A 23,625-nucleotide genomic window follows, 5' to 3' on the forward strand; every position below is an offset into this window, starting at 1 on the left:
TCCTCGGAATGTTAGTTTTTAATACTAGTTACTTATATTGAGTATGCCATGAAGAACGTGGCGAAGGGTTTTATTTTATCTTTTCTAAAATGAAGGAGGAAAAAACATGCCAGCACCAGCAGTATCATGGCTTAAAACAGACAACGTAACAACATTGTCAAAATGGGAGATCGGGACGATTGACGCAGGATCTTCTTCTCCAGCTCTGGGTGTACTTATTTGGAACAACCGGGGGAATGTAAATAACGATTTTTCGACAATGACCAATTGTACCATTACAACCAAGGATAGCTCAGGTGGAGATAATGGTGAGCTGGTCCTGAATACATGGATTCAGGTACGTGTGGATAGTATGGCAGAATCCAGCTTTACCCCCATTGGCGGGACAGCGACGAAGGTCATTCAGGCGGGCGGGAATACGGTCAATTCCAAGGGAACCTTTTCGCCGGGAAACAAGGAAATTCTGGGCGTTATCAACGATGGCTCTGTAGGCAATTCCAAAGGCAACTACACACAAGTGACACTACAAGCAAGCGTTCCGGCTACAGCTACGGCAGGTAATGTCAACTTTTTGACACGTGTGGCCTATCAATACGTCTAACAACTGATATCCAATACAATGGGAGGAAGAATATCTATGTTTGCACAATGTAACGGATATTCTCCTGTGTCACAGGATTTTATTTGGCTGGGTGAGTACACGGACGGTACTCACCTTTCTGAGTATGATTTTGTCACTCAGGCAGAAAACAGCTTTTACGCCATTCAAAGAGAAAAATTGGTCCGTTTTGGTATGGTTGGGCATGGCCAAACCTTTTTCTTTGAAAGTGACGGTATTTTCAAATTAGCTGGCAGGATGGTGGAGCTGGTATATTCAACGCCGGACAAAGACTATAACCTGACGGGTAATGTGTTTCAATCCTACAGAGACATTATTGCATATAAGGATGCGGAGGCATCTGGATTACCCAACTACAGTCCTGCTGCGGCTGGAGAAAAAGGCGTAATGAGCAGTACGATTACCCAATTTAATTTTGGATATAAGGCGGCACTTCTGATTGACCATGTTGAATTTCATGTCAAAGCGATCTGTAAGATTCCATTCAACGCACCCGTTCATATGGCATTGAGACTCGTATCTAATACGGAACTGAATGGTAAATTACGGGTCAAAGTAAACGGCTTGGTTACACAGGAATTCAGTGCTCCATTAAAACCCGATATCGGAGGTGAATTGAATTGGCTGGTTCAGTAATACGTAATTATACGATTGAAGTGGATAACATCAATAAAAAGTCAGTGTTCAGTATATTTCCTTATCCTGTAGAAGTGCTCACTCCAAATGGCTGGGAAAATATCCAGGAAGAATTTGAAGAGCTTCAGGAAAAAAAGCTGGATGGCAATGTTACATTAACATCTGATGAAGAGCAGATATATAAAGAATATAAGCAATTGGCTGATTCCTTTTACGAAAATAAAATAGCTTCCACGATTATTTTGGATACCGTCGATCCGGCGGGAATTGACATCGTGGGTAGAGATCGGGTGAAGCATGTATTGGATGCGGAAACCCGTGAACAGATTCCGTTTGGTCGTGAATTCGCTTATGTGCATGGAGCCTCCAACCTTAGCGGAACGATTATTTTACCCTATGACGATTATTCGGATGTATATGTCGTTAGCGATGCGGATGAAGACGGTGTTGCCGAGCTGACCTATGTGAAGACGAAGGAAGAGACGGATGGCGTAAGACCCTATTATGAAAAGATAGAGGGTCAGACCTATATTTATGTGGATCACTTCTCTGGTGGTGGTGGAACGCAGGCAGATCCTTATATTGTTTCTACCGAACAGGATTTGGATGATGTACGGAAGAAGCCTGGGGCCTGGTATATGCAGGATAGGGATATTGTCATGGGCAGCTTTCAGAGTGGAGAGGGGTTTACACCGATAGGTGATGATACTAACCCTCTTAGGTTTACAGGTGTTTATGATGGGAATGGTTACACTATAAAAAGCTTATTTATGAACCAGGATAGAAATTTTGTTGGCTTATTTGGTTATACCAGGTCTGCAACAATACGTAATTTAAGATTGATTGATCCTAGCATCACTAACAAAAAGGGGTATACTGGAGCTTTAATAGGTTATGGATTTAATACTTCAGTATATAACTGTAATGTTATTTCAGGAATAATAGAAGGTCAGGGTGGGTATGTTGGTGGATTAATAGGTTATCTGTATCAGGATGCCCGCACTTACCAAGGAAGCTCAATCATTAATTATTCGTATAATTATAAGTGTAACGTTCGATCCGCAAGCAATATTGCAGGAGGGTTCATTGGAAATGTAAATTATTACAGCGGCAGTTTCTCAATTGCATATTGTTACTCTACCGGTAAGGTTGAGGATATCACATTAGCTCGGGAAAGAAGCAATATTGGGGGCTTTATAGGCAGTAATAATACTTCTGCAATCACAAATTGTTACTGGGATATAGAAACCTCTGGAATTCCAACCAGTGCAGCAGGTGTTGGCAAATCCACATCCGAATTAAAGGTTACATCCACATTTGAAAACTGGGATTTTGCAAATTATTGGTACATGAGTCAGGATTACAATGGAGGATATCCTGAGCATCGACAGTTTATTCAATATCAGAACGGAACAGGAAAAAAAGAGGATCCTTTCATTATCCTGACGGAGTTTGATCTTTCCCAAATGCGTTGGTTCCGCAATGAATATTATTTCAAATTTGAAGATGATATCAAAATGACACAATTTCAGGCGAATGACGGATTTTACCCCATTGGTTTTAATCTTGTGGGTAAAGAATCGTATTTCAAAGGATATGTTGATGGTGGAGGTCGCTGTGTTGCCAACTTATTCATCTATCGTCCCAATGATTCATTTGTAAGTCTATTTGGCTACATGATGGACGGGTGGATCAAAAATCTGGATATTATTGATTGTAATGTCACGGGGCTTCATTATACAACAGCATTCGCAGGCCAGCTTTCCAAAGCTACCGTTAGCAATTGCCATGTCGATACATTTACTTATTGCAAAGTTACAAGCAAAGGAAGTCATGGAGCCGGATTGGTAGGACAAGTAACTACGGATGGAATTGTAGAGGATTGTAGTGTCAATACAACTGTCGTAGGAGTAGACTACACTGGAGTATTTGCAGGCTATTTAACAGGTAATGGAATTATACGCAGATGTTATGCTACTGGTAAAGGTGAGAGTACCGGTAATTATCTGGGGGGATTTTTAGGTTACGGTAATGGCTCTTCTGTATTGGAGGATTGCTGGACAGATGCGCAGTTAAATGGAGTGACAGTAGGTGGATTTGGTGGCAATACTGCTACCCTCACGATAAAACGGTGTCTCGCGTTAGGCAAGGCATTTGCTTCATCCGGTTTGAATGGATTTATTTATACAGGCAGTGGAGCCTTTTCAGATAATTACTTTGATAAGGAATTGTATAAGAATGCTTCCAGCACAGGAGGATCAGGCCTGACCACCCGTGAAATGAAGTACAGGGGAACCTACTCCAATACGGTCTGGAATTTTGACGATATATGGATCATGGATCCTAAATACAATGACGGTTATCCAGCTTTAAGGAAGCTCCTGCCTCTTGATCTACCGTTGCTCGGTTTCCGTAATGAATTTGGTAAATACTATACGGATAATGCAGGAGGGCGGCTGCGTTACCTGGAGTTTGGCACATTAGTCGCAAGCCAAACCTCTTCCCCCAAACCAGTATGGTTGCAAAATAATGCTGATTTCCCGGTGAATCAACTCAAAACATGGGTGGATAGTACAACGGTAGCTAAAGGGATGGAAATTGATTTAAGTATGTCGGATACCCCATTTTTGCCTGCTCAGGAATTAGCCTTTAACGGCACATTGGCCAGGGGGGGCGCGGAAAAGCTCTATGTAAGAATCAAGTCGGATATTGCAGTGAAGACGGGTGGAACGTTTGATCTAAGGGCGAAGGCAAGCCCCATGTAATGATGTTCCAATACAATGGAATAGGGCGTGATGTTCATGTTTAGTAAGAGAGGATTAATCCTTTCCCTTCACGCTTCCCTTGCCGATCAAGGTTTGGAGGTTGGCTCCAACTCAAAACCCACTTCGCAATGGCATGATTTGAGTGGTAAAGGAAATCACGGCATACTGGAAGGCTTCCATTTTACGAAAGATGATGGTTGGGGAGGCAGAAACACCCTCGCCGATCCCTATGCCCTGTTTTTTAACGGGTCGAGCCATTATATCCGATGTACAGGAGCGGATACCTCTAGGCCTGTCGCCAGTGTTACCTTTGAAGTGTGGATATATTATATCGGGGGCAACGTTGTTTTGTCTTCCGGGGGATGGTTGAACGATACCCAGGGCATTTTGGTCATGTTTAACCCTGTGGGGGAATTGGAGCTTCAGGTTGCGACCCATACGAGAAAAGCATATGCCAACTTAGGGAAGTTACCCAGAAACAAATGGTATCATATTGTTGGCGCATATGACGAAATTACAGGCAATCTATCTACCTTTCTGAATGGGGCTCCTCAAGGAAATGTGCAAGCTGAAGCCACTGAGCATATTAAACAGCCAGATGGACTTTTTATTGGTAAACACAGTACAGAGGCTAGTCATTGGTTTCGTGGATATATTCCTGTTGTACGGATGTACGATGCTGCGTTAACGATGGATGAAATCGTTGCAAACTATATGTCTGGTTACCTTTTGGGGATAAGTCATTCGGACATGCAGATTCATGCGAGAGTACCGGAAAGGCAGAATCTCACAGCATCCTTGCAAGTAGGAATTAGCGGGGGAGTTCAAGGGAAGCAGACTATTATTCCTTCGGACATGGCTGACATGTCTTCACATATAACGGTTAAAAAGCCTATGGATGTAGTCAGCAATATGCATATTAATACTCATGTTTCTGTAAAAGCGCACTATGCGGCCCACCCTGCGGATCATGATGATGTACAGAGTACTATTGAAGTTAAGGTAGCGGATCATCTTGCAGCCGTACTGGGTGTTAATACATCAGGTAAAGCAGCAGTAAAGGCTCGCTACGGTATCCTGCCTGCGGATAACAGCGATGTTCAAGGTAGGTTGGCAGTTAAGGTATCCGATCATCTCACTGCCGTGCTGAGTGTTAGTTCATCAGCTATAGCAGTAGCCACATACGATGTAAAGCGGCTTACGCCAAGTGATTTGCATTCCAGCCTGAATGTTGTGCAACAGGGATTACCTTCCCGTATATCGGTTCAAGCAAGTACTACCTTAGCCGCCAAATACGATATTCATGCTGCTCAGGAGCAAAACCTCAAAGCTGCAATAGAGGTCAAAAAGCCTAATGATATCGTCTGCAGCTTAAAGGTAAACACTCAGGCAAACAGCAATGGAAGATATCAGGTGCGGGGGATTGAGCCTGCTAACCTCAGCTCCAGCCTGCAAGTTAAATCTATTCATCAAATATATTCATCATTGTCTGTACGAGCCCATACTCGCCTGGGCGTGAAATATGGTATAGAGTCTCTTGGAGCCGAAGACTTAACCTCCTTCCTGACGGTACCAAGTATATCTGAACTGCACAGTAGCATTCTGGTAGGTACCCATACCCGAATCATGGGGCATTACCATATTCATAAAAGCCATGTTATAGATATATATGCTAGTCTGGAAATTAAGAAAACGGAGAATCTACCTTCATTCTTGTCTATTGCATCCTTTACCCAGTCTACCGGCAGATACCGGATAACTTCTCGGAGTTATGATGATCTTCCGTCTGCAATGACGGTTCGGGAAGTTTCGAATATGGCTTCATCCATAGGAGTTGCACCCTATACATGGATGAAAGGCAGATATGATGTTATCGAGCCTCCGACATACACGACGATTATGTATTCTAATAAAGATGCTTTTGTTCGTGAGTCTCAGCCCAGATTAAACTATGGCGTTGAGGAACAAATGTATGTTGGATATTCTGCCTCGGCTCAGGAGAGATACAGATCTTATGTTGGTTTTGATCTGGATACTGCTTCTATTCCCAAGAAAAATACGACAATTAAATCTGCCGAACTCAAAGTGTATCTTGACGGCCGTAACGTACCCTTGAAGGGGATACAGCTTATAGAAGCATCCAGGGAATGGACAGAATACGGAGTTACATGGCAAAATCAACCGTTTCCGTTTGGCTTTAGCAGCTCGACTTCAACCTATGATGGTATAAACATCGTTCAAGACGTAGGTGGAGATTCAGGATACATTTCTTTCGATGTGACTGATTCCATTCGTGCATGGTATGAAGGGAAAAGGCCGAATTTTGGATATATCTTTAAAGCTCTGGATGAATTTGAAAATGGAAGTATCCGTTTTTTTACCAAGGAGCAAAAATCGTACCGTCCTATATTAGACATTACCTACTATGATACTCGTATCTATAGTTTGGGCAGGAACAGTATCGAAGGTGGCCTTACCTCTCGTGTAAGTAAGGTATCTGATCTTGCAGCCTCGTTTCGTATTAAACAGTCTCATGGGGCAGCGGTTTGGAAGGGGAGCTTGTTTGTCCATAACCAAAGGGAGATCCTGGCCGATATTACAGTGACGGTACCTAACTTAACCAGTAAGATGTCCGTACGGCGCAAGGATAATCATTCTTTGGAAGCTCAGCTTGTTATTGCTGTTGCACGTGAGAATTCAATGGACAGTACCCTATGGGTGAATAGGAAAATAGTACCTTCGAATATGTATGTCTTTTACAGGGAGAACCTTGCTTCCGAACTGAGCGTTACCCGCTGGGCAGCTCCGTTTCCCGAGCTTCCGGCAATGATTCTTATCAATCGTAAGGAAACGCTTGGGTCGATCCGTGTAAGAAGGACAGAGCATCAGGATATCTCCTCCGGTGTGGAGCTGAATATCCCTAATATATTAGGGAGCATAACCGTTTTTCAGGGAGCAGTAAAGAAAAGCTCTATTTCAGTCCGTAGATCTCGTGAAGCGGATTTGATGGTGGAGGGGCGTATACTTGATAGGCAAGATATGCCTGCGGATATGAATATCCACAATCCTGATTTTTACGGCTGGCTTCAAATTGTGTTTAGTAATCAGCTCATATCCGGTTTGTCTGTAAGAGCCCAAGCGTATTCCAGGCTATCTTCAACGTTCACAATACCGCATTATACTTCTTTGAGATCAAGTATAGCGATCTGGCCGAAAAAAGATGTGCCTTCAAGTCTCACTGTACTTTCAGGGAATTTATGGGCCTCCATATCCATTCCGTACCATAAAAGAATGGATATGCAGTCACGAATTACAGTGCGGGCTAAGCTCGTTTCTGATCTGGAAATTGCAGTAGGAGTAAGATCCGGCAATCTGGGCTCTAACTTAAAGGTTCGAGTGGACAGCCATACGGATCAGTCTTCTCATCTGCGAATCAGACGTAGTCATTTGGACTCTGTCTCAAGTGAGCTTTACGTAAAAACTTGGGAGAAATCTGAACTTAAAGGCAGCATCAGTGCACGGAAAAGCCGTGAATCTGATAGATGGTCTCGAATCTCTGTGCGAATTTCCGATCAGCAGGATTGGGATACCGAACTATCGATTCGTGTTATGAAACACCATGATCTGAATTCTGAAGTGGGGATTAGGCGGGACGCAGCGTATGATAAATATGGTCGCGTTACCGTTCGACATTCAGAGCAAACAGAGCTTCCATCAGATTTGGAGATTCGGGAACATAGTCACATCACAGGCTATCTAACTGTGAAAAGGACAGCACAAATAAGCTTGCGAAGCGAAATGAGTGTGTGGGAGAAATCCATTGTCACTGGTTCAGTGGTGGTCAGACAGTATCGACAAAATGATCTTCATGGTTCCATGGATATTTGGAAAACATCTATATTAACAGGTCATATTTCGGTATGGCAGAAATCATTACTACCTGGGGCTATACAGGTTCAGGTGTATGATGAGATGGCTTCCAGCATAGATGTGGCTACAGAATACGGATACTGCTTTATCATGTAAACCTAACCCCTGCTATTCGTAGCAGGGGTTAAATTTTACTGATTTTTACTTATATTGAACCTGTCGGGAAGAAAATAGACAAAAGGCAGGTGATGTGGGCTGGACATAAATGTAATAACCGCAGTTATAGGAGTCATCGGTACAGCCATATCAGGAGTCATCGGCTACGCCAGCGGTCGTAGCAATAATAAGGTCACGGATCGAGAGCTATTGTCAAAAGATGAGCAGGCTTTCCGGGTTACCCTAATGGATGCATTGTCAAGTCATAAGGAGGAAATCCATAGGTTAAGTGAAGAGGTAGCTGTACTTCAAGCTGAAAATTTAAGCTTGCTCGCAGAAAACAGATCCTTGAATGCAAAGGTAGAGGCATTGGTATCCAGACTTGAAGGTGGATAGGAAATAGATTTATAGACGGAGCAAACGATCTTTTGAAATGAAGTACTAGTGGAGGCTATCGGGCAACTTCGACAGTCTCCAAAAGAATATTAAAATAGGTCTTAAGAAACATATTGAAATTGATTCAAAAGACTTGATTTTAAAGATGTATACACAAAAAAAATGGAACAATATAACCAGATGAAAATAACATCAATCAATGTTAGGAATTGACAAGGTTATATATACCTATTAGAATGGGAACATAGGTTCGTATTTTTGAAAAAGTGTAGATAAATTGCAACTCTTCTAATAGATATGACGACTATTAGAGTAGAATCCTAAAAATTATATATTTAATTAGGTAAATGGAACTGATTCAAATGTATTACGTATTAAAAAAAGAGTAGGGTAAGATAAAGAAAAAAGTGGAAACTAATTGTCGAAATCGGAAAGGAGTTGTGGTACAAGTTTTAAGGAGGGAACGGAGTGAACTGGAACCTATTGAATTAAAATAAACTATTTAAAATAGGAGAACCGCGATGATAACGACAAATGTTAGCTCATTTAACCCAGATACCTTAAATCATATTTTTAACTTTATACTTCGTGGTGTTAACGAGGAGGATCGGGAAGATGTAAAACAGGATTCAATCGTTCAAATTCTGACAGCAATCCACAAAGGCAATATAAAAAAGGATATATCTACTTTTTCACATACGGTTATTAAACGTTCTGTGGTTGACTATTATCGTAAAAAAAAACGTAAAATTACACAGTTCAGTACAACCGTTAACTTTTGCGATGGCACAGATGAAGAAGGCTCAATGGCCAATTATTACTCGGTTCAAGTGAATGATTACGGGTTTAATTTAGCAGACGTGAAAGTAGACTATTTAAGCAACCGTAACAGGTTCACAAAACAGGAGCAACGAATCATAAATTTCATGCTATTCACTGAAGAAGGAATGGATATGAAACCTGCAGAAATTGCCCATTATCTTGATATTCATAAATCCCATGCTTGTCGAGCCGTGAAAAAACTAAGAGATCTCTATAAAAATGAGATTGACAAATAAACATTCTGATATACCACTATCAGAACAAAATCAAAAGGAAATAGAAAGGCACTACGCACTGCCCCTTACTATACATTTTTAGTATACATATCTGGCCGAGGCATTGCAAGTGAATGATTCTGAAAATTTAATGAAAATTGTTAAAAAGGGAGGTAGTTTACATGCTGAGTCGCTATATAGTTGGTGGAAGATTAGATCCACCTTTCTATCCTACCAAAACAAGGCCGTGCATAGCAAGTCGCAGGGTTGATTTAGATGGTTTAAGAGCTTTAGAGGGTAAAAGGGCGGTAACGGACACTTTTAAGATATCTAATGATCTGGAGTTTTTCGCTATTTCCATAAAGGCGGATGTTATTACCCCTACCGATTATTGGTCCTTAGTGGTAGATGAAAATGTAATTGTTAACCACGTATATTGTAAAGATTATAGTGAAGGTCTCTATTTCCAGGTAGCTCATCCTGTAAAGGGCGGGCGAGATTTTTGTTTTGAATTTTACACGGAGAGCGCTGACCGCAAAAGAATAGAAGTATCCTATTATTTTTTGACAGACCCGAAGGTTACCCTTCGTTTAATATAACGAACCAAAAGCTATGATCCTAATTCTCTACCTGACCGAGTTTAAGGAACAGCACCTAGGGAGGAGGTTATAGAACATGATCGGTTATATGAATAAATGCCCCCACTGTGGGGCTGAATCTTCTTTTGTTCCTGAAGAGATGGAATGCGATCAATCCCTTGTTCTTTGGTGTAAGCACTGTGGGGATTATATCAATCAGACCCTAACAATGGAGTCCCTGAGGAAGTGGTGGGCGAGATACGACGCAGGGGAAGACACATGTAAGCCGCCTGTGAGCAAAGGCATGCTGCTTATGTTTGAAAGGCTGGAACAAACACTAGCAGATGAACCTGACTGTAACCTGAATCGGGTCGAAATACATCTTAAGGATTTTACTGACTATCGCTATAAATAAACTTTGGAGGAAAGGCTATGAACTATACGAACAACCACAGGTATCAGCAAGATGGGGAAGATTCTGATTCAGTAGAATTTATACAAATTATTAGCAAAATTCAGAGAGTTGTCAAAGAGAATAAGGAGCTTAAAAGGAAAAATCATCATCTGATTTCCCAAAATAGACAACTTGGGGCCCGTAATCAATTGCTCGAATTGCAAATGAATGAATATATGTCTTTGGTCCAGGAAATGGAGCAGCAGTTCTTTTCCCAGCATGAGTATGTGTTGGATTCGATGCAAGCTAATCAAACGCGTTCAAAGAATTTTTTATACTTGGATGATTCCGGCGATATGTATCGTATTAACTATTCGGATAAATAAATTCTAAAATGGTAGACCGACTACTAGAGTGTGAGCTTGATCAATGGAGAAGGAATTTCATTATGCTGGTATCGCCAGAAAATACGGGGTGAACGAATTGCTTAGTGATACGTATGTACAATTAAGAAAACCTGCTGTGAAGGATATGCATAATATAAAGCTGATCTGTGCGTGTAAAGAGGACAAAGACCTTCTTGGGGAGTTTCTTCAAGAGAATCGTAAATTTATGTTTTCGATTATTATGCGATATAAGGGAAGTATAGAAGATCTAAAAATGAAATTCAAGGTTACTGAGGATGACTTATACCAACATGCATGTATAGGATTACTAACGGCACTCAAGGATTTTGATATTCATCGAGGAATTAAATTTACTACGTATGTAGTAAGACCAATTTTATGGGAGGTTAACCAGTTATTATATAGCAACTCTCAAGAGGTAAGACTTAGTCGGGGAGCTATTGATATGATCCGAAGGATGGTAGAGATAGAAGATACACTAGGCTACAGGCCGAGTGAGCAAAAAATGGCGAAGCTCCTTCAAGTTCCTGTAGAGCGTTATAGAGAAGTTGCTCAATTCAGTGATGCAATGGAACATTTTGATTCAATAGATAACTTTGAAGCTACAGACAACTCACATCACAACATGGATGAACTTGTGATTAATAAGGTTTATGTTCAACAACTGTTATGTAGTACTCTGTTTACAGAACATGAAAAAACGGTAATGCACTTAATTATGAAAGGTGCAAATAACTCCCGGATATCCGAAATACTCCACGTATACCCCATGACAATCAGCAGGACGTTAGCACGCATCAGGAAAAAAATTGACAAACAAAAACAGGATACTGAGAATATCCCAATTGAAGCTCAATCAAAATACAGAGAAGAAATTAACTTAATTGTAGAGATGAGTAAAGAACATAAACAAGTCTTGAATGTTACAGACATAACAGATGTACTTAAAATATCCGGCTATGATATTTCAAAGTATTCAAAACGTGTTCTTTACTATATCCGTAAAAAAGCAAAACTAGCTATATAAAGTATAGCAAAGTTAAACGCAAATCACAACTGCTCTCGATCGATTTAGAATCATAAGGGTAAAAAAAGCCCACGCAGCTTTCATCATGAGCTTTAAAGTGAAAAAAGGACTTATCCTAGCACCGTCAGCTCTTTCGGAAAAGAGGTCAGGACTTTTACGCCGTCAGAGGTGACCAGAACGTCATCTTCAATCCGTACACCGCCGAGGCCTGGCACGTAGATACCGGGCTCTATCGTGAACACGAAGCCCTCATGAAGCAGGTCTTCATTGCTGCCATGCACAGACGGATATTCGTGAACGCTCATGCCAAGGCCATGTCCAACCCGATGGTTAAAGGCTGGGCCATACCCAGCAGCTTCTACAACTGCACGAGCTGCCTGATCTACCGACGCGCAGGATACACCCGGACGAATGGCGGCAATACCAGCCTCGTTTGAGCGGAGTACCGTCTGATAAATCGTCTCCAGCTCAGCCGTCAGCTTGCCAAAAGCAAAAGTGCGCGTAATGTCTGAGGCGTAACCATCTGAATATACGCCCATATCAAACATGAGCAGTTCGCCATGTTGCAGCTTGCGGGTGCCCGGAACACCATGAGGCAGCGCTGTTTTGGGTCCGGACAGCACCGTGGTGTCAAAGGACGGGCCATCTGCGCCGATTTTCTTCATCTGGTATTCAATTTCGGCAACCAGCTCGACTTCTGTCACGCCTTCACGCACGTGGGTCAGGCCGTGGCGGAGTGCGTCCTCCACCAACTGTGCGGCATGTTTCAGACGCCGTACTTCCTCAGGTGTTTTTCTTACGCGCATGTCCTGGAGCAGAGGGCCGAGATCCACATATTGGGCCGCATCAATGGCAGTATGTAGCTGTTCGTAGCGGAGTACGGAGACGTGCTCCTTTTCCAGCGCGAACACCTTCACTCCAGTACCTGTGCGCTGGCGCAGCAGATCATATGGATTGTCTGTATCTGTGTGAGTGGATATGCGAGTCACGGAAGAAGCGGCGTGGGCAGCCTCTGCATCCAATGCAGGCACGATCAGTTCAGGCTCCTCGTCCCGAAGCAGCACCAAGCCGAGAAATCGCTCATGCGGCTCACTGGCAAAGCCAGTCAGGTAGTAGATATGCTTGGGATCGGTGACGAGCAATCCGTCCCATGATTGTGACTTCAATTCATCATACAGCCGGGTTATTTTATCATTCATACAGATTCATTCCTTTCTATTCATGGATTCATTATAACGCTTATTGCACGAGTATACATAAATCCAAAGCGATTTTAAATCAGCACTATAATAGATCAAAACGGTTTAATTATCTTCCCCTGCTTCAGCAATAGCCTTACGCAATGATTCGTTGAAAATAAAATCTTAGACTGCCACTGCTGTTTCAGCCCGCTATTTCCACTATCGTTCTCCGTTCAATTAAATGTTATGACTATGCTCAATCTCTGGATGCTGCATAAACAATGGAAAGGTGGGGAAAAGTAGGGCTAGCCAGCGTCGTTAATAGATGGTAGAAGCTTATGCATTAGGTTAGCAGGTTTTGTCATTCCCTTAGTCTGATGCGATTAAATATCGAAATAACCCTTACTTGTGCCCCTTTAAGCATAATTTAAAAAGTAGTAACAAATACTAACCCAAAAAAGGAGATGTGCTTTAACATGTCACATAATTACTATGCAACCATTTACACATCGAATGTCAATAATGCTGGTACTGATGACGATGTCTATATCCAATTGATTGGAACTCAAGGAACCGAAGGAGATTGGTATCTCGATTATGATACCAATAATGATTTTGAACAGGGATACATTGATACTTACATCCTTGAAGCACAAAAATATATAGGACCAATAAAAGAAATTCTTCTTTATGTAAAACCAACTAACAAAAAATCGCCCGATTGGAGAGTAGATTTCATTGATATATTTACAATATATAATGGTGAGCTTAGCTCCCAGAGATTTAATGTAAATACCTGGATTAAATCTTCAGATGATAATGAAAACTATTATCTAATTGATCAATATTCCACAAAATCAAATAATAAAACAAAAGTATCATCTACTACTAAAGTAAACAAATATGGTCATGGATACAAGAGATAAACCTGGATTTCGAAAATTTACTCCTCTAAAAACATGAAAAGGGCAAAGAGTTCAGCAGCTGCCATATGATCTTGCAGCTAATGGACTCTTTTGTCATTTTCAAAATGGTTTGATCTGGATCAAGGACCTTCTTAAGAATTCCTGCGAATTCATGAGTCTGAGAGAGGAAGCTGAATCATTTCGAGGAGCTTAATAAATTGCAATGATTCTAACTCTTTATTTTTCGAGTCTAATCTGCAAAAAAACAACTTGATATGGCTGTTCAGGCGCTTGTCTTGTACAATGAAATAAATCAACAGAGCAGGAGGCGGGTACAAACGATGAATAGGGGCCAATCTTTTTCCATTGAATTTGCGCGCAGGGAGGATCTTCCGGCTATTGTGGGCATTTATAATTCCACCATTGCAGGACGAATGGCAACGGCAGATTTGGAGCCCGTGACAGTGGAGAGCCGTATCCCATGGTTTGAGGCTCATCAAGAAGACCATCGACCTTTGTGGGTTCTGAGACATAAAGAGACGATTGCAGGGTGGGCCAGCCTTCAGTCTTTTTACGGACGTCCAGCTTATAACGGTACGGCGGAAATCAGTATTTATGTCCATGAAGACTCTCGTGGAACTGGAGCAGGAAGCCGTATGGTGCAGCATGTACTGAATGAATGCCCTGGGCTTGGAATTACGACGCTGTTGGGGTTTGTATTCGGTCACAACAAGCCGAGTATCGCCTTGCTGCGGAAATTCGGTTTTGAACAATGGGGTTATTATCCGCGTATTGCGGTGCTGGACAGCATAGAGCGGGATCTGGCTATTCTGGGTAAACGAGTGGATGTTGAGGATAAATAGACGAACAAACATCATTTATAAGGTGAACATGAAAAAAGCTGCATCCAAAATGTTCTGTGCACTACAATTGTGCGTGGTTTTGGAAGCAGCCTTTTTATGTTGTGAAAAAAAGATGTTGTCTATCCCCGTCGTTCAACGGTGAGATTTAAAACGTATGTTGCGAAAAATCTGATTGAGCACCTCGGACAGTACCAAGCCGACAGCAATGGCACCTGCGATCATGAGTGTGCTCATAGCCAGCTCCAGCGCCTGAGGATAATTATGTTGTACAAACTGTCGCATCGCATTGTAGGCCATTCCCCCCGGGACGAGCGGAATCATGCCAGCCACGCTGAAAATAATAACAGGCATTTTGTACAGTCTGGCCAAACTCTGGCTGATGATTCCGATTAGAACCGTTGCCAACAGGCTGGCGCTCACGGGTCCCATGCTGTCTGAAGTCCAATAATAGACGAGCCAGCCCAACATCCCGACGAAGCCACATTGTAACAGTGAATGTCGGGGAGCGTGGAAAAGAATGCCGAATGCAGCGGTAGCAATAAAGCTTGTGAATAATTGTGCAAGCATAAACTTGGATCTCCTCCGAATCACATATACGAAATGATAACCGCAACGCCAGCTCCAATGCCAAAGGACGTCAAGCAAGCGTCAGCACCCTTGGATATGCCCGAAACGAGGTGTCCGGCCATCAAATCCCGAATGGCATTAGTAATTAATAAGCCTGGCACCAATGGCATAACGGAGCCAATAATGATTTTGTCCATCATCTGGCCCCAGCCTGCAACTGTCAGTAAGGCCGCCAGCAAGCCGATTAAAAAGGATGCAGAAAACTCCGAGAAAAACTTAACTTTAACGAGTCTGTGAAAATATTGCACAGCCGCGAAGCCAGCCCCGCCACAGAGAACGGCTGCAGGGAAGTCTCGCCAGACCCCGCCAAACATAATCATAAAGCAGCCGCTCGCCAATGCCGCAGCCATCAGCTGCACGCGATTGGAATAGCGGAGAGGACCACGTTCAATCTTGGACAGCTCCGTAACTGCTGCGCGGGGTGCCAGGTCACCCCGACTTATTTTACGTGAAATCGCGTTAACCTCTACTACCTTGTGCAAATCGGTGGTCCGCTCCACAATCCGGATCAGCTTGGCGGGCTCCGAGTCGTTAATGGCAAAAAAAATCCCGGTCGGTGTCACATAGCTATGGGACTGGGATATGCCGTAGGCTAAGGCAATGCGGGACATCGTATCTTCGACACGATAGGTTTCGGCTCCATTTTGCATCATGAGCTTGCCAGCCAGCAGACAAACCTCGATGATCTCAGGGGTAGGATGGGAATGATTATTCATGCTCGCTCTCTTTCATTCGTACCGGGCCGTTTGGCCGTATTATTTGTATATATTGTAGCACAAATAACCGCCCTTTCAGAGGCGGTTGTGTGGGAGATAAGAAGGAAACCGTCAAGATTCCATCGTATCGGGAATAACTGTATAGTAGGACTCTTCCAAATGTGTTGCAGCCTCAGACAAGCCCATGGATCTAAGCTGTCCTGCTACAAAAACACGAAGGGCAGAATGGGTGAACAGATGGCGTGTTTGAGCATCCCGGATAAAGGCTAATCTCGCTTCACGCGAGGCGTTGCGGAACAAATCACGAACCGTTTCACCTTGTTTATCCCAATGAAAGGGCTCTGCCACGCTTAAAAGAGCACTCTTCATAGAGGAATGCTGTTTTGCGGAAGAAGGAAATGCCGGAATGCCCAAGCCGTTCAGTGTAGGGGCAGCTTCGTTTTGCTTACGCTCGGTTCGCAAACTGTCAATGTAGGCAGCCATATCCTGAATCGTTTGAACACCGAAGCGCTCCCGAAAGCATTCCCGCACAAACGCAGTGCGTTCATCTACGGCCTGAGGAGGCTGATGTCCTGTATAATCCTGTCCATTAGCATAGTAGCGCTTTAATGAACTGTTCTCTGTATAAACAACACTTAAAAAATCCTGCAAGTGGCGGGCAACCACCCATACACCTGTCCAGTCAACAGGGGATATGCATACAATGGGGGCCTGCGAAAGATCCTTTACAAGTCCAAAATCCGTTAAAAAGCCGTAATGTATTCCGTCCACGCCTGCGTGGGCAAAGGGAATCACATCCGGCGGTGTAGCCATATATCGTGGCGCGCGGCCATGCTCCATAATCAATCCCAAATCAAAACCCAGAGAGTGCCGGTTCGCTTCAAGCTCCTGTTCAAATTCTATAAGTGCCTCAATCAAAGGTGTAGCTGATCCGTAGGCAGGGTTAGAACCGGAATTCATCGTGTATGCCTCCTTATCCAAGTACATCCATAAAGCGTTCATCCCTAAAAGGTACGTGATTTTACACGAAATGTAAACCTGTATGCTGAATCTTTTCAAAAATGTGACCTTTTACCTGTGTTCTATGGAATAAACCGCTTTCGGGGCAAAACAGGACGTGATGCCTATATTTAGAACAGTACAGAAGTAAAGTGAGTATATGAAAAAGATGTCTTTTCAGTTTATGACCGCCACGGTGAAGTGTGAATGCGGGAATGGATACGAGCTATGGATGTCGAAGGAGTAAGGTGCAACGTATCGGGTCAGCGGGTATAATATCAGGACAAGGTGAGGATGGACGTCATCCAATGATTTTTACAGAAAGAAGTGGGTATATGAACTTGCACAAGAAGGCCGTTTTTTTTGATGTGGATGATACAATGTACGATCATTTGCACCCTACTCGCGATGCTTTGCGTACAGTATTAGGTTTGAGTGAGCGTTTTCCTTATGAAGAGGCCTATCATCGTATTCGCTATTACAGTGATGTGTTATCAGCAAAAGGAGGACTATTGGAGGGTAAAGCGGGGCAGGATGAGCTGGAGGATATGAGGGAAGGTCGTTTTGTTCTAGCTTTACAGGAATTTGGGGTGAATATTACCCGTGAGCAAGCAGTGGATATCCAAAAAGAGTACCTGGATCGCCAGTATCGGATTGAGCCTTTCGAGGGAGCTACATTATTAATGGACGAGTTGAACTCGGCTGGATATTTGGTTGGCTTGATTACGAACGGTCTCGAAGATCACCAGATGGGCAAAATACGGGCGATGGCGCTGGAAAATCATATTGCGGGAGAGCATATTTTTATATCTGGAACGGTTGGCTATGCCAAGCCTGATCCACGTATTTTCGAAGTAGTGAATGAACGGACAGGGACTCTGGCGGAGCATTGCTGCTATATTGGGGATTCCTGGCGTAATGACGTGGCGGGAGCTGTAGCGGCGAATTGGCGGGTCATCTGGTTCAATCACAGAAAGGTTGCCCCGGAGTCCGAGATAGCAGGAACCTATGAAGCAGCAGCAAGCTATTCAGAACTGAAAAAATTACTGCTGTATCCGACAGATGTCTAACTTCATTCCAATGGTTTAGAACAGAGAAGGAAGGGATCGCGCATGGTTGAACAATGGAGGCAGGCAGACGAAATTATAAGTCAAGTGACTGTTTACAGTACGGAGGATAATGATCCGGTAACAATTAAAACAGTCTCCCATGACGTCCGTTGTATTGGCATCGGGACGGATGCGGCCGTATTTACGCTCGATACGTTGCCCGGCTACGCGTTCAAGGTGTACTCAGACATGGCGATCGAGAAAAAGGATGCGGAGGCCGATGTATACGAGCGTTTGCGGGGCTCTGATTTTTTTCCACATTATTACGGGAAAGGTGACAAGTATATTGTCATAAGCTATGAATCAGGTATTACGCTGCTGGATTGTCTGCTGCAAGGCATTCCTGTGCCGGAGCAGGTCATTCTGGACGTGGAAGAGGCGAGGGAGTTTGTCCGATCCAAGGGGCTGAACCCGCGTGATATTCATCTCAAAAATGTACTGATGCAAGATGGACGCGCCAAGGTATTGGACGTATCCGAATACGTGAAGGAGGGCGATGACAAGCGCTGGGAGCATCTGGTGTGGGCGTATCATACGTTTTACTCAGGTATCTCGGAGGTTAAAGTTCCGTCATGGATTCTGGATACAATTAAAAAATGGTACTACAAGCTGGATAACTCTAGCTTTAATCTGGAGGAGTTCGCCCAACGCGCCAGCCAACTGTTTTCCAAATGGAAATCATAATGGCAGAAGATCTTGATCTTCTTATAAAAAAGGATTGCACCCGTATTAGGTAGGGGAGCAATCCTTTTTGGCACGTTACATGGTAGTTAACTTTTACCTGAAATCGCGAGGTACTCTTCTGGCGGTTCCGCTCTCAATCGCAGCCTGAATGACCTTCTCACGCACCCGCTGAACGGCATTCTCGTTAAATACGCCGGGAATGATATACAGCTTGTTTAATTCTTCGGGACGGATCGTACTCGCAATGGCTTCGGCTGCCGCAAGCTTCATCTCCTCGTTAATTTCACGGGCGCGACAGTCGAGCGCCGCACGGAATATGCCGGGAAAGCAAAGCACGTTGTTGATCTGGTTAGGGTAGTCTGAACGTCCGGTGGCAATGACACCTGCGATGTCTTCGATCTCCTCGGGTGCAATTTCGGGAACCGGGTTAGCCATGGTGAACAGCACGGGAGCCTCGTTCATGCGTTTTACGTCTTCCCGCTGGAGTAGTCCGCCTGCCGATAGACCGATAAACACGTCAGCGCCTTTCAGAACCTCGGACAGCGTGCCTGACAACCGTTCGGGGTTGGTATGCTGTGCGTACCAGTTCCACACCGGATGATCGTATGTTTCATCAGCTGTAATGGCTCCGTGGCGATCTACACCAATGATGTTAACGGCACCCGCAGACAGCAAAATTTTAGTGCAGGCTACTCCCGCAGCTCCGATACCGCAGACCACGATTTTGACCTCGGACAGTGCTTTGCCGACGACTTTAAGGGCGTTGATCAGTCCTGCATACAACACAACAGCGGTGCCATGCTGATCATCATGAAAAACAGGAATGTCTAGTTCCTGACGTAGCCGTTGCTCAATTTCAAAGCAGCGGGGCGATGAAATATCCTCCAGATTAATACCGCCGAAAGCTGGAGCGATTTGCTTGATCGCCTTGATGATTTCCTCAGTGTCCTGTGTGTCCAGACAAATCGGGAAAGCATCGACAGACCCAAGCTGCTTGAAGAGCATTGCTTTGCCTTCCATGACCGGCATAGCCGCGTAGGGGCCAATATTGCCCAAGCCGAGGACAGCGCTTCCGTCCGAGACGACTGCAACCGTGTTACGTTTGATCGTCAAACGGAAGGCTTTGTCCGGCTCTTCATGAATCGCCATACACACACGTGCTACATCTGGAGTGTACACCCGGGACAAGTCGTCGCGATTCTGAATCGGAACCTTGGGCTGCATTTCAATTTTACCTCCAAGGTGCAGCAGAAATGTCCGGTCAGAGATGGACAGTATCTTCACGCCTTGCGCTTTTTTAATCTGGGCAATCATTCGGTCGATTTCGGCCGGATCAGCAACGGTAACCGTAATATCCCGCACGGTGACCTTTTCAGAGGTGCGAATGACGTCAATTGCAATAACATCCCCGCCATGTTCGTTGACCAGCGTAATCAATTGACCAAATTGGATGTGCTCAGTGGAAATTTCCAGTCGTAAAATGATATTTTTACCGCCAATACCGCCTTGCATATAAATTCCTCCTTTAGTGTTCCATACAAAATAAGTAGGATCAAATGTTTGCGCTTACAATCGAAAGCGTGCCTAAGAGGTGAATTTAATATTTCAAATTAGTGGATTCTTTCCCTATCATAGTGAACAATCTCCCACTTGTACAGATAAAGCTGAATTAAATCTCACATTTGCATCAAAAAAGGACAAATTCCAGGCTCTGTTTCAGCTCCGAAGCTACGTTATATTTTTGCCGTAATAAATTTCATCCATTAACCTGGAAACAACATTCACGTACGCTCTTGATCAAATCCTCGTGAACGTCTTCATTAAAGATACAATGAATCTCCCGAACCATCGTTTTTCGCGGCACCCGCAGTCCACCGGATCGCATTGTCTATTTAAGAACCGCGCTGGCTTTCATATATCCGTGAAGTTCTGACAGAAGCAGACGGCTTGAGCGAGTCCACACGCAAGGCTTTAAGGCTGCTGGACGCTATTACCTGAGCGAGCTTTGTTTTGACATGCCGAAACATCATACGCATATACTTTAATTCACGTTTAGCTAATCTTTAGTAACAGGATTTATAATGACAAAGCAGATGATGAATAGAACGCTTTGTGGACATTTGGCGCACAGTCAGCAGGACAAGGAAAATGAAGGCCGTAAACGCCCATGTTCGGGGTTAAGTCTCGTGCAATTCACGAGGCGCTTTCAGACGGTGGTGGGCTTGACAGCCATCCGGTATGTAACCGCGCTGCGTCTTGAGAAGGCCTGGACTTTATTGCTGGAGACAGAATATAAGCTGGATGATATTGGGAAAAATGCGGATATCTGAACGGATTTTATTGTAGTCGATTTTTTTTCGTCAGAAAACACGTGTCACCTTCACAATATCGCAAGCTTAACCGAATATGATTATAGACTTGCAGGGAAAGTGACTTTGGGCATTGCGTAAAATGAGAAAAGAAACTTCAGCTAATAATAAGCGTATATTAAATAAACGTAAGAAGCTAAGAATTATGAAGTTAAAATGAATTTGATAGCAAAAAGAATTTCACAATCCCATCCCATGTTACACTGAAAGTAAAATGGTGAAAGGAGTTTCAAGATGCTGGCTTTGTCCGATCCGGCCTGGGCTTTGCTCCAAGGCCCCTATGGTTCCTCTCAATACGTCCCGGAAATGTTGAAGCAGCTCCAAGCCGGATATGACGGCGAAATGGCTGACACCTTGTATTGGGAGGAACTGTATCACCAAAATACGTTATATACTTGTACCTTCGCAGCTGTACCGTACCTGGTAGATATTGCGTTAAGCACTTCTGATATAAGTATTCGAGCGGATATTTATAATATTTGCGGAATATTCGAAGCCAAAAATGTTAATCCATTACATACAAAAGTTCCGTTGGAATTTGCAAGGGATCAGGTAGAATTGGATGCAGATTTGGCTGAATATATATATGAACAATACCAACAAGCCATTGTCCGGCTTACAGGATTAACCGAGGAAATAGTGCTGTATGCCAAGGACCACGAAGGAGATGTTGGCAAGCGTTATGTTTTGGCTGCGGGGGCTGCCTTTCAGGGTTATCGATGTGTAGCTTTTATGCTGCAAAGCTTTGATACTGGTGATGAATATACGCTGGATTGTCCGCATTGCGGAACTTCGCTCTATATTTGGCCTGCTGAACAAAGTGATGTTCTGGTGGTTTACGATAAAGATCCGGTAAACTCAAACAATCTGATTCCCTATTCGATCCAACCCGGCTCATTGGACCCTAAAGGCTCTAATCTACAATGGCTATATCAATATGCCCAAAAAATTGAAGAGAACAACCTTTTGGCCCATTTACCCTATTTAAACGGTCGGATGAATTGTCCCGTTTGCAATACACCGATCTCCATTTGGGACGAGCTGATGAAAACAGCTAATGGTGTCCGAAAGTACACCGCTTAATGAATAAAAAGGGGGCTGTATCATACAGCCCCCTGATTTTCCCGTAGATTTATTCCGCTCCAATTATTCCTGCTTGTCTTACATAAGTCTACTCCCGAAACGGATTTAGAAAGGTTTTAGGAATGTCGGATTCAAACCGCAGCAATACTCCAGTGACGGGATGAATAAACGACAACACCCGCGCATGGAGACCAAGGCGACCGATAGATTTGGCTTTGGAGCCGTATTTTTTATCTCCCACAATCGGATGGCCGATATCCTCCATATGAACGCGGATTTGGTTCTTGCGTCCGGTTTCCAAACGTACTTCCAGCAAAGAAAAATGCCGATTGGCCTGAAGCAGCTTGTAATGAGTAACCGCGTGCTGTCCGTCATTCGGATACGGGCTGGAATACATTTTCAGCGTCTTGCTTTCTTTCAGCCATGAGGTGATGGTACCCGCAGCTTTTTTAACCTGTCCTTCTACAAGAGCAATGTACGTTCGTTCATACACGACTTCCTTCCACGCTTGTTGCATTTCCTGCTGTATGGCTTCGCTTTTCGCAAACATCATAACTCCGGATGTATCACGGTCCAGACGATGCAGCACAAAAATACGATTGTATGGATGTTCTCGTCGCACATGTGCCGTAAGCTGACGATATGCTGTTACTTCCTGTTCCTGCGCAGAGGCGACGGACAGCAGCCCGGCATCCTTGTGGATAACAATAATGGCTTCATCCTCATGCAAAATACGCAGCCCGGTCAGCGGCACCTCGGGAGTGATTTTTTCCTTGGAGAGCGCTACAGTCTGACCCTGCTCAAGCGGAAAATTGTACACAGTCCGAGGAATGCCGTTCACGGACACCTGTCCACGGGCCAGCGCTGATTTAATGGAATTGCGGCCCATGCCAGACACATGCTCTACCAAAAAATTCAACAGCTCGGCAGGTTCCTGCACGATGTAAGTTTTTGCAACGTTTTTTTCTGGTTTACCGTGCTCTCGGGCAGCAGTTTTATCAAAAACCCCCGCTTTGCCCCGTGCATCGGGTCTATGTGAGCCGGATTTTCCGGCGGGTTTGTGGCTGCGTCTGGAGTTGCCTGTGTTTGGCGTGGATTTTGTATGATTTTTTCGATTGGGTTTACGATTGTTCATAGGTTCTTTCTCCTTCTTGATACCGTGTCTCATCATAAGTAATGGACAAACTTGCGGCACCGTGTCCAC

The 23,625-nt window shown here is 43.8% G+C and carries 21 protein-coding genes; 15 read left to right on the forward strand and 6 right to left on the reverse strand.

Annotation, left to right across the window (positions count from 1 at the left end; translation table 11 throughout):
* The first annotated feature begins 106 nt into the window (after window positions 1-106).
* From C1I60_RS13195 to C1I60_RS13240, 9 genes are all read left to right on the forward strand, one after another.
* Complete coding sequence (locus C1I60_RS13195) at window positions 107-601, forward strand: hypothetical protein (RefSeq protein ID WP_137062109.1); 495 nt, start codon at window positions 107-109, stop codon at window positions 599-601.
* A 36-nt stretch (window positions 602-637) separates the two neighbouring features.
* On the forward strand, window positions 638-1,255 hold the full coding sequence (locus tag C1I60_RS13200; RefSeq protein ID WP_137062110.1) for a hypothetical protein: 618 nt from the start codon (window positions 638-640) through the stop codon (window positions 1,253-1,255).
* A complete protein-coding gene (locus tag C1I60_RS13205) occupies window positions 1,240-4,020 on the forward strand; it encodes a filamentous hemagglutinin (protein WP_137062111.1) in 2,781 nt (926 codons plus the stop codon). The genes C1I60_RS13200 and C1I60_RS13205 overlap by 16 nt, the downstream gene beginning before the upstream one ends.
* Window positions 4,021-4,056: 36 nt before the next feature.
* Complete coding sequence (locus C1I60_RS13210; RefSeq protein ID WP_137062112.1) at window positions 4,057-8,046, forward strand: DNRLRE domain-containing protein; 3,990 nt, start codon at window positions 4,057-4,059, stop codon at window positions 8,044-8,046.
* Window positions 8,047-8,963: 917 nt separating this feature from the next.
* Window positions 8,964-9,500 (forward strand): sigma-70 family RNA polymerase sigma factor, encoded by a 537-nt coding sequence (locus tag C1I60_RS13220; RefSeq protein ID WP_137062114.1) that lies wholly within the window; start codon window positions 8,964-8,966, stop codon window positions 9,498-9,500.
* A gap of 161 nt (window positions 9,501-9,661) precedes the next feature.
* Complete coding sequence (locus C1I60_RS13225) at window positions 9,662-10,078, forward strand: DUF8551 domain-containing protein (RefSeq protein ID WP_137062115.1); 417 nt, start codon at window positions 9,662-9,664, stop codon at window positions 10,076-10,078.
* Between the two features lie 76 nt (window positions 10,079-10,154).
* Window positions 10,155-10,472 carry a hypothetical protein gene (locus C1I60_RS13230; protein WP_137062116.1) on the forward strand — a complete coding sequence of 106 codons (318 nt, stop codon included), beginning with the start codon at window positions 10,155-10,157 and terminating at the stop codon, window positions 10,470-10,472.
* A 17-nt stretch (window positions 10,473-10,489) separates the two neighbouring features.
* The gene (locus tag C1I60_RS13235) at window positions 10,490-10,837 is read left to right on the forward strand and encodes a hypothetical protein (RefSeq protein ID WP_137062117.1); all 348 of its coding nucleotides are present in this window, start codon (window positions 10,490-10,492) and stop codon (window positions 10,835-10,837) included.
* Between the two features lie 43 nt (window positions 10,838-10,880).
* Window positions 10,881-11,885, forward strand: coding sequence for a sigma-70 family RNA polymerase sigma factor (locus C1I60_RS13240; RefSeq protein ID WP_252361696.1), 1,005 nt, complete (start codon window positions 10,881-10,883; stop codon window positions 11,883-11,885).
* Window positions 11,886-11,995: 110 nt separating this feature from the next.
* Here C1I60_RS13240 and C1I60_RS13245 read toward each other — a convergent pair whose 3' ends face one another.
* A complete protein-coding gene (locus C1I60_RS13245) occupies window positions 11,996-13,084 on the reverse strand; it encodes a M24 family metallopeptidase (protein ID WP_137062118.1) in 1,089 nt (362 codons plus the stop codon).
* A 458-nt stretch (window positions 13,085-13,542) separates the two neighbouring features.
* Between C1I60_RS13245 and C1I60_RS13250 the strand changes: the two genes are divergently transcribed.
* Together C1I60_RS13250 and C1I60_RS13255 are read left to right on the forward strand one after the other, a co-directional pair.
* Window positions 13,543-13,992, forward strand: a complete 450-nt coding sequence (locus C1I60_RS13250; RefSeq protein WP_170970795.1) for a PLAT/LH2 domain-containing protein — start codon at window positions 13,543-13,545, stop codon at window positions 13,990-13,992.
* Between the two features lie 320 nt (window positions 13,993-14,312).
* Window positions 14,313-14,834, forward strand: a complete 522-nt coding sequence (locus tag C1I60_RS13255) for a GNAT family N-acetyltransferase (RefSeq protein WP_137062120.1) — start codon at window positions 14,313-14,315, stop codon at window positions 14,832-14,834.
* 132 nt (window positions 14,835-14,966) lie between these two features.
* Here C1I60_RS13255 and C1I60_RS13260 read toward each other — a convergent pair whose 3' ends face one another.
* The 3 genes from C1I60_RS13260 to C1I60_RS13270 all read right to left on the reverse strand — a co-directional run bounded on the left by C1I60_RS13260 (window position 14,967) and on the right by C1I60_RS13270 (window position 17,137).
* The gene (locus C1I60_RS13260) at window positions 14,967-15,401 is read right to left on the reverse strand and encodes a threonine/serine exporter family protein (RefSeq protein ID WP_137062121.1); all 435 of its coding nucleotides are present in this window, start codon (window positions 15,399-15,401) and stop codon (window positions 14,967-14,969) included.
* Between the two features lie 20 nt (window positions 15,402-15,421).
* Window positions 15,422-16,177: a threonine/serine exporter family protein gene (locus tag C1I60_RS13265; RefSeq protein ID WP_137062122.1), complete on the reverse strand. Its 756-nt coding sequence runs from the start codon at window positions 16,175-16,177 to the stop codon at window positions 15,422-15,424.
* A 111-nt stretch (window positions 16,178-16,288) separates the two neighbouring features.
* Window positions 16,289-17,137 (reverse strand): hypothetical protein, encoded by an 849-nt coding sequence (locus tag C1I60_RS13270; protein ID WP_137062123.1) that lies wholly within the window; start codon window positions 17,135-17,137, stop codon window positions 16,289-16,291.
* Between the two features lie 374 nt (window positions 17,138-17,511).
* Here C1I60_RS13270 and C1I60_RS13275 point away from each other — a divergent pair, with 374 nt between their 5' ends.
* Both C1I60_RS13275 and C1I60_RS13280 read left to right on the forward strand, forming a co-directional pair.
* Complete coding sequence (locus C1I60_RS13275) at window positions 17,512-18,246, forward strand: HAD family hydrolase (RefSeq protein WP_137062124.1); 735 nt, start codon at window positions 17,512-17,514, stop codon at window positions 18,244-18,246.
* 42 nt (window positions 18,247-18,288) lie between these two features.
* Window positions 18,289-18,969 carry a protein kinase family protein gene (locus C1I60_RS13280; RefSeq protein WP_137062125.1) on the forward strand — a complete coding sequence of 227 codons (681 nt, stop codon included), beginning with the start codon at window positions 18,289-18,291 and terminating at the stop codon, window positions 18,967-18,969.
* 93 nt (window positions 18,970-19,062) lie between these two features.
* Here the strand turns inward: C1I60_RS13280 and C1I60_RS13285 are convergent, their stop codons facing one another.
* Window positions 19,063-20,481: an NAD-dependent malic enzyme gene (locus C1I60_RS13285; protein ID WP_137062126.1), complete on the reverse strand. Its 1,419-nt coding sequence runs from the start codon at window positions 20,479-20,481 to the stop codon at window positions 19,063-19,065.
* Between the two features lie 581 nt (window positions 20,482-21,062).
* Between C1I60_RS13285 and C1I60_RS13290 the strand changes: the two genes are divergently transcribed.
* The gene (locus C1I60_RS13290) at window positions 21,063-21,299 is read left to right on the forward strand and encodes a helix-turn-helix domain-containing protein (protein ID WP_137062127.1); all 237 of its coding nucleotides are present in this window, start codon (window positions 21,063-21,065) and stop codon (window positions 21,297-21,299) included.
* A 273-nt stretch (window positions 21,300-21,572) separates the two neighbouring features.
* Window positions 21,573-22,421: a hypothetical protein gene (locus C1I60_RS13295; RefSeq protein ID WP_137062128.1), complete on the forward strand. Its 849-nt coding sequence runs from the start codon at window positions 21,573-21,575 to the stop codon at window positions 22,419-22,421.
* Window positions 22,422-22,509: 88 nt separating this feature from the next.
* Here C1I60_RS13295 and C1I60_RS13300 read toward each other — a convergent pair whose 3' ends face one another.
* Complete coding sequence (locus tag C1I60_RS13300; RefSeq protein ID WP_137062129.1) at window positions 22,510-23,556, reverse strand: RluA family pseudouridine synthase; 1,047 nt, start codon at window positions 23,554-23,556, stop codon at window positions 22,510-22,512.
* Window positions 23,557-23,625 lie beyond the last annotated feature (69 nt).

This window comes from Paenibacillus terrae, assembly GCF_005217525.1.
Lineage (GTDB): Bacteria > Bacillota > Bacilli > Paenibacillales > Paenibacillaceae > Paenibacillus > Paenibacillus terrae_C.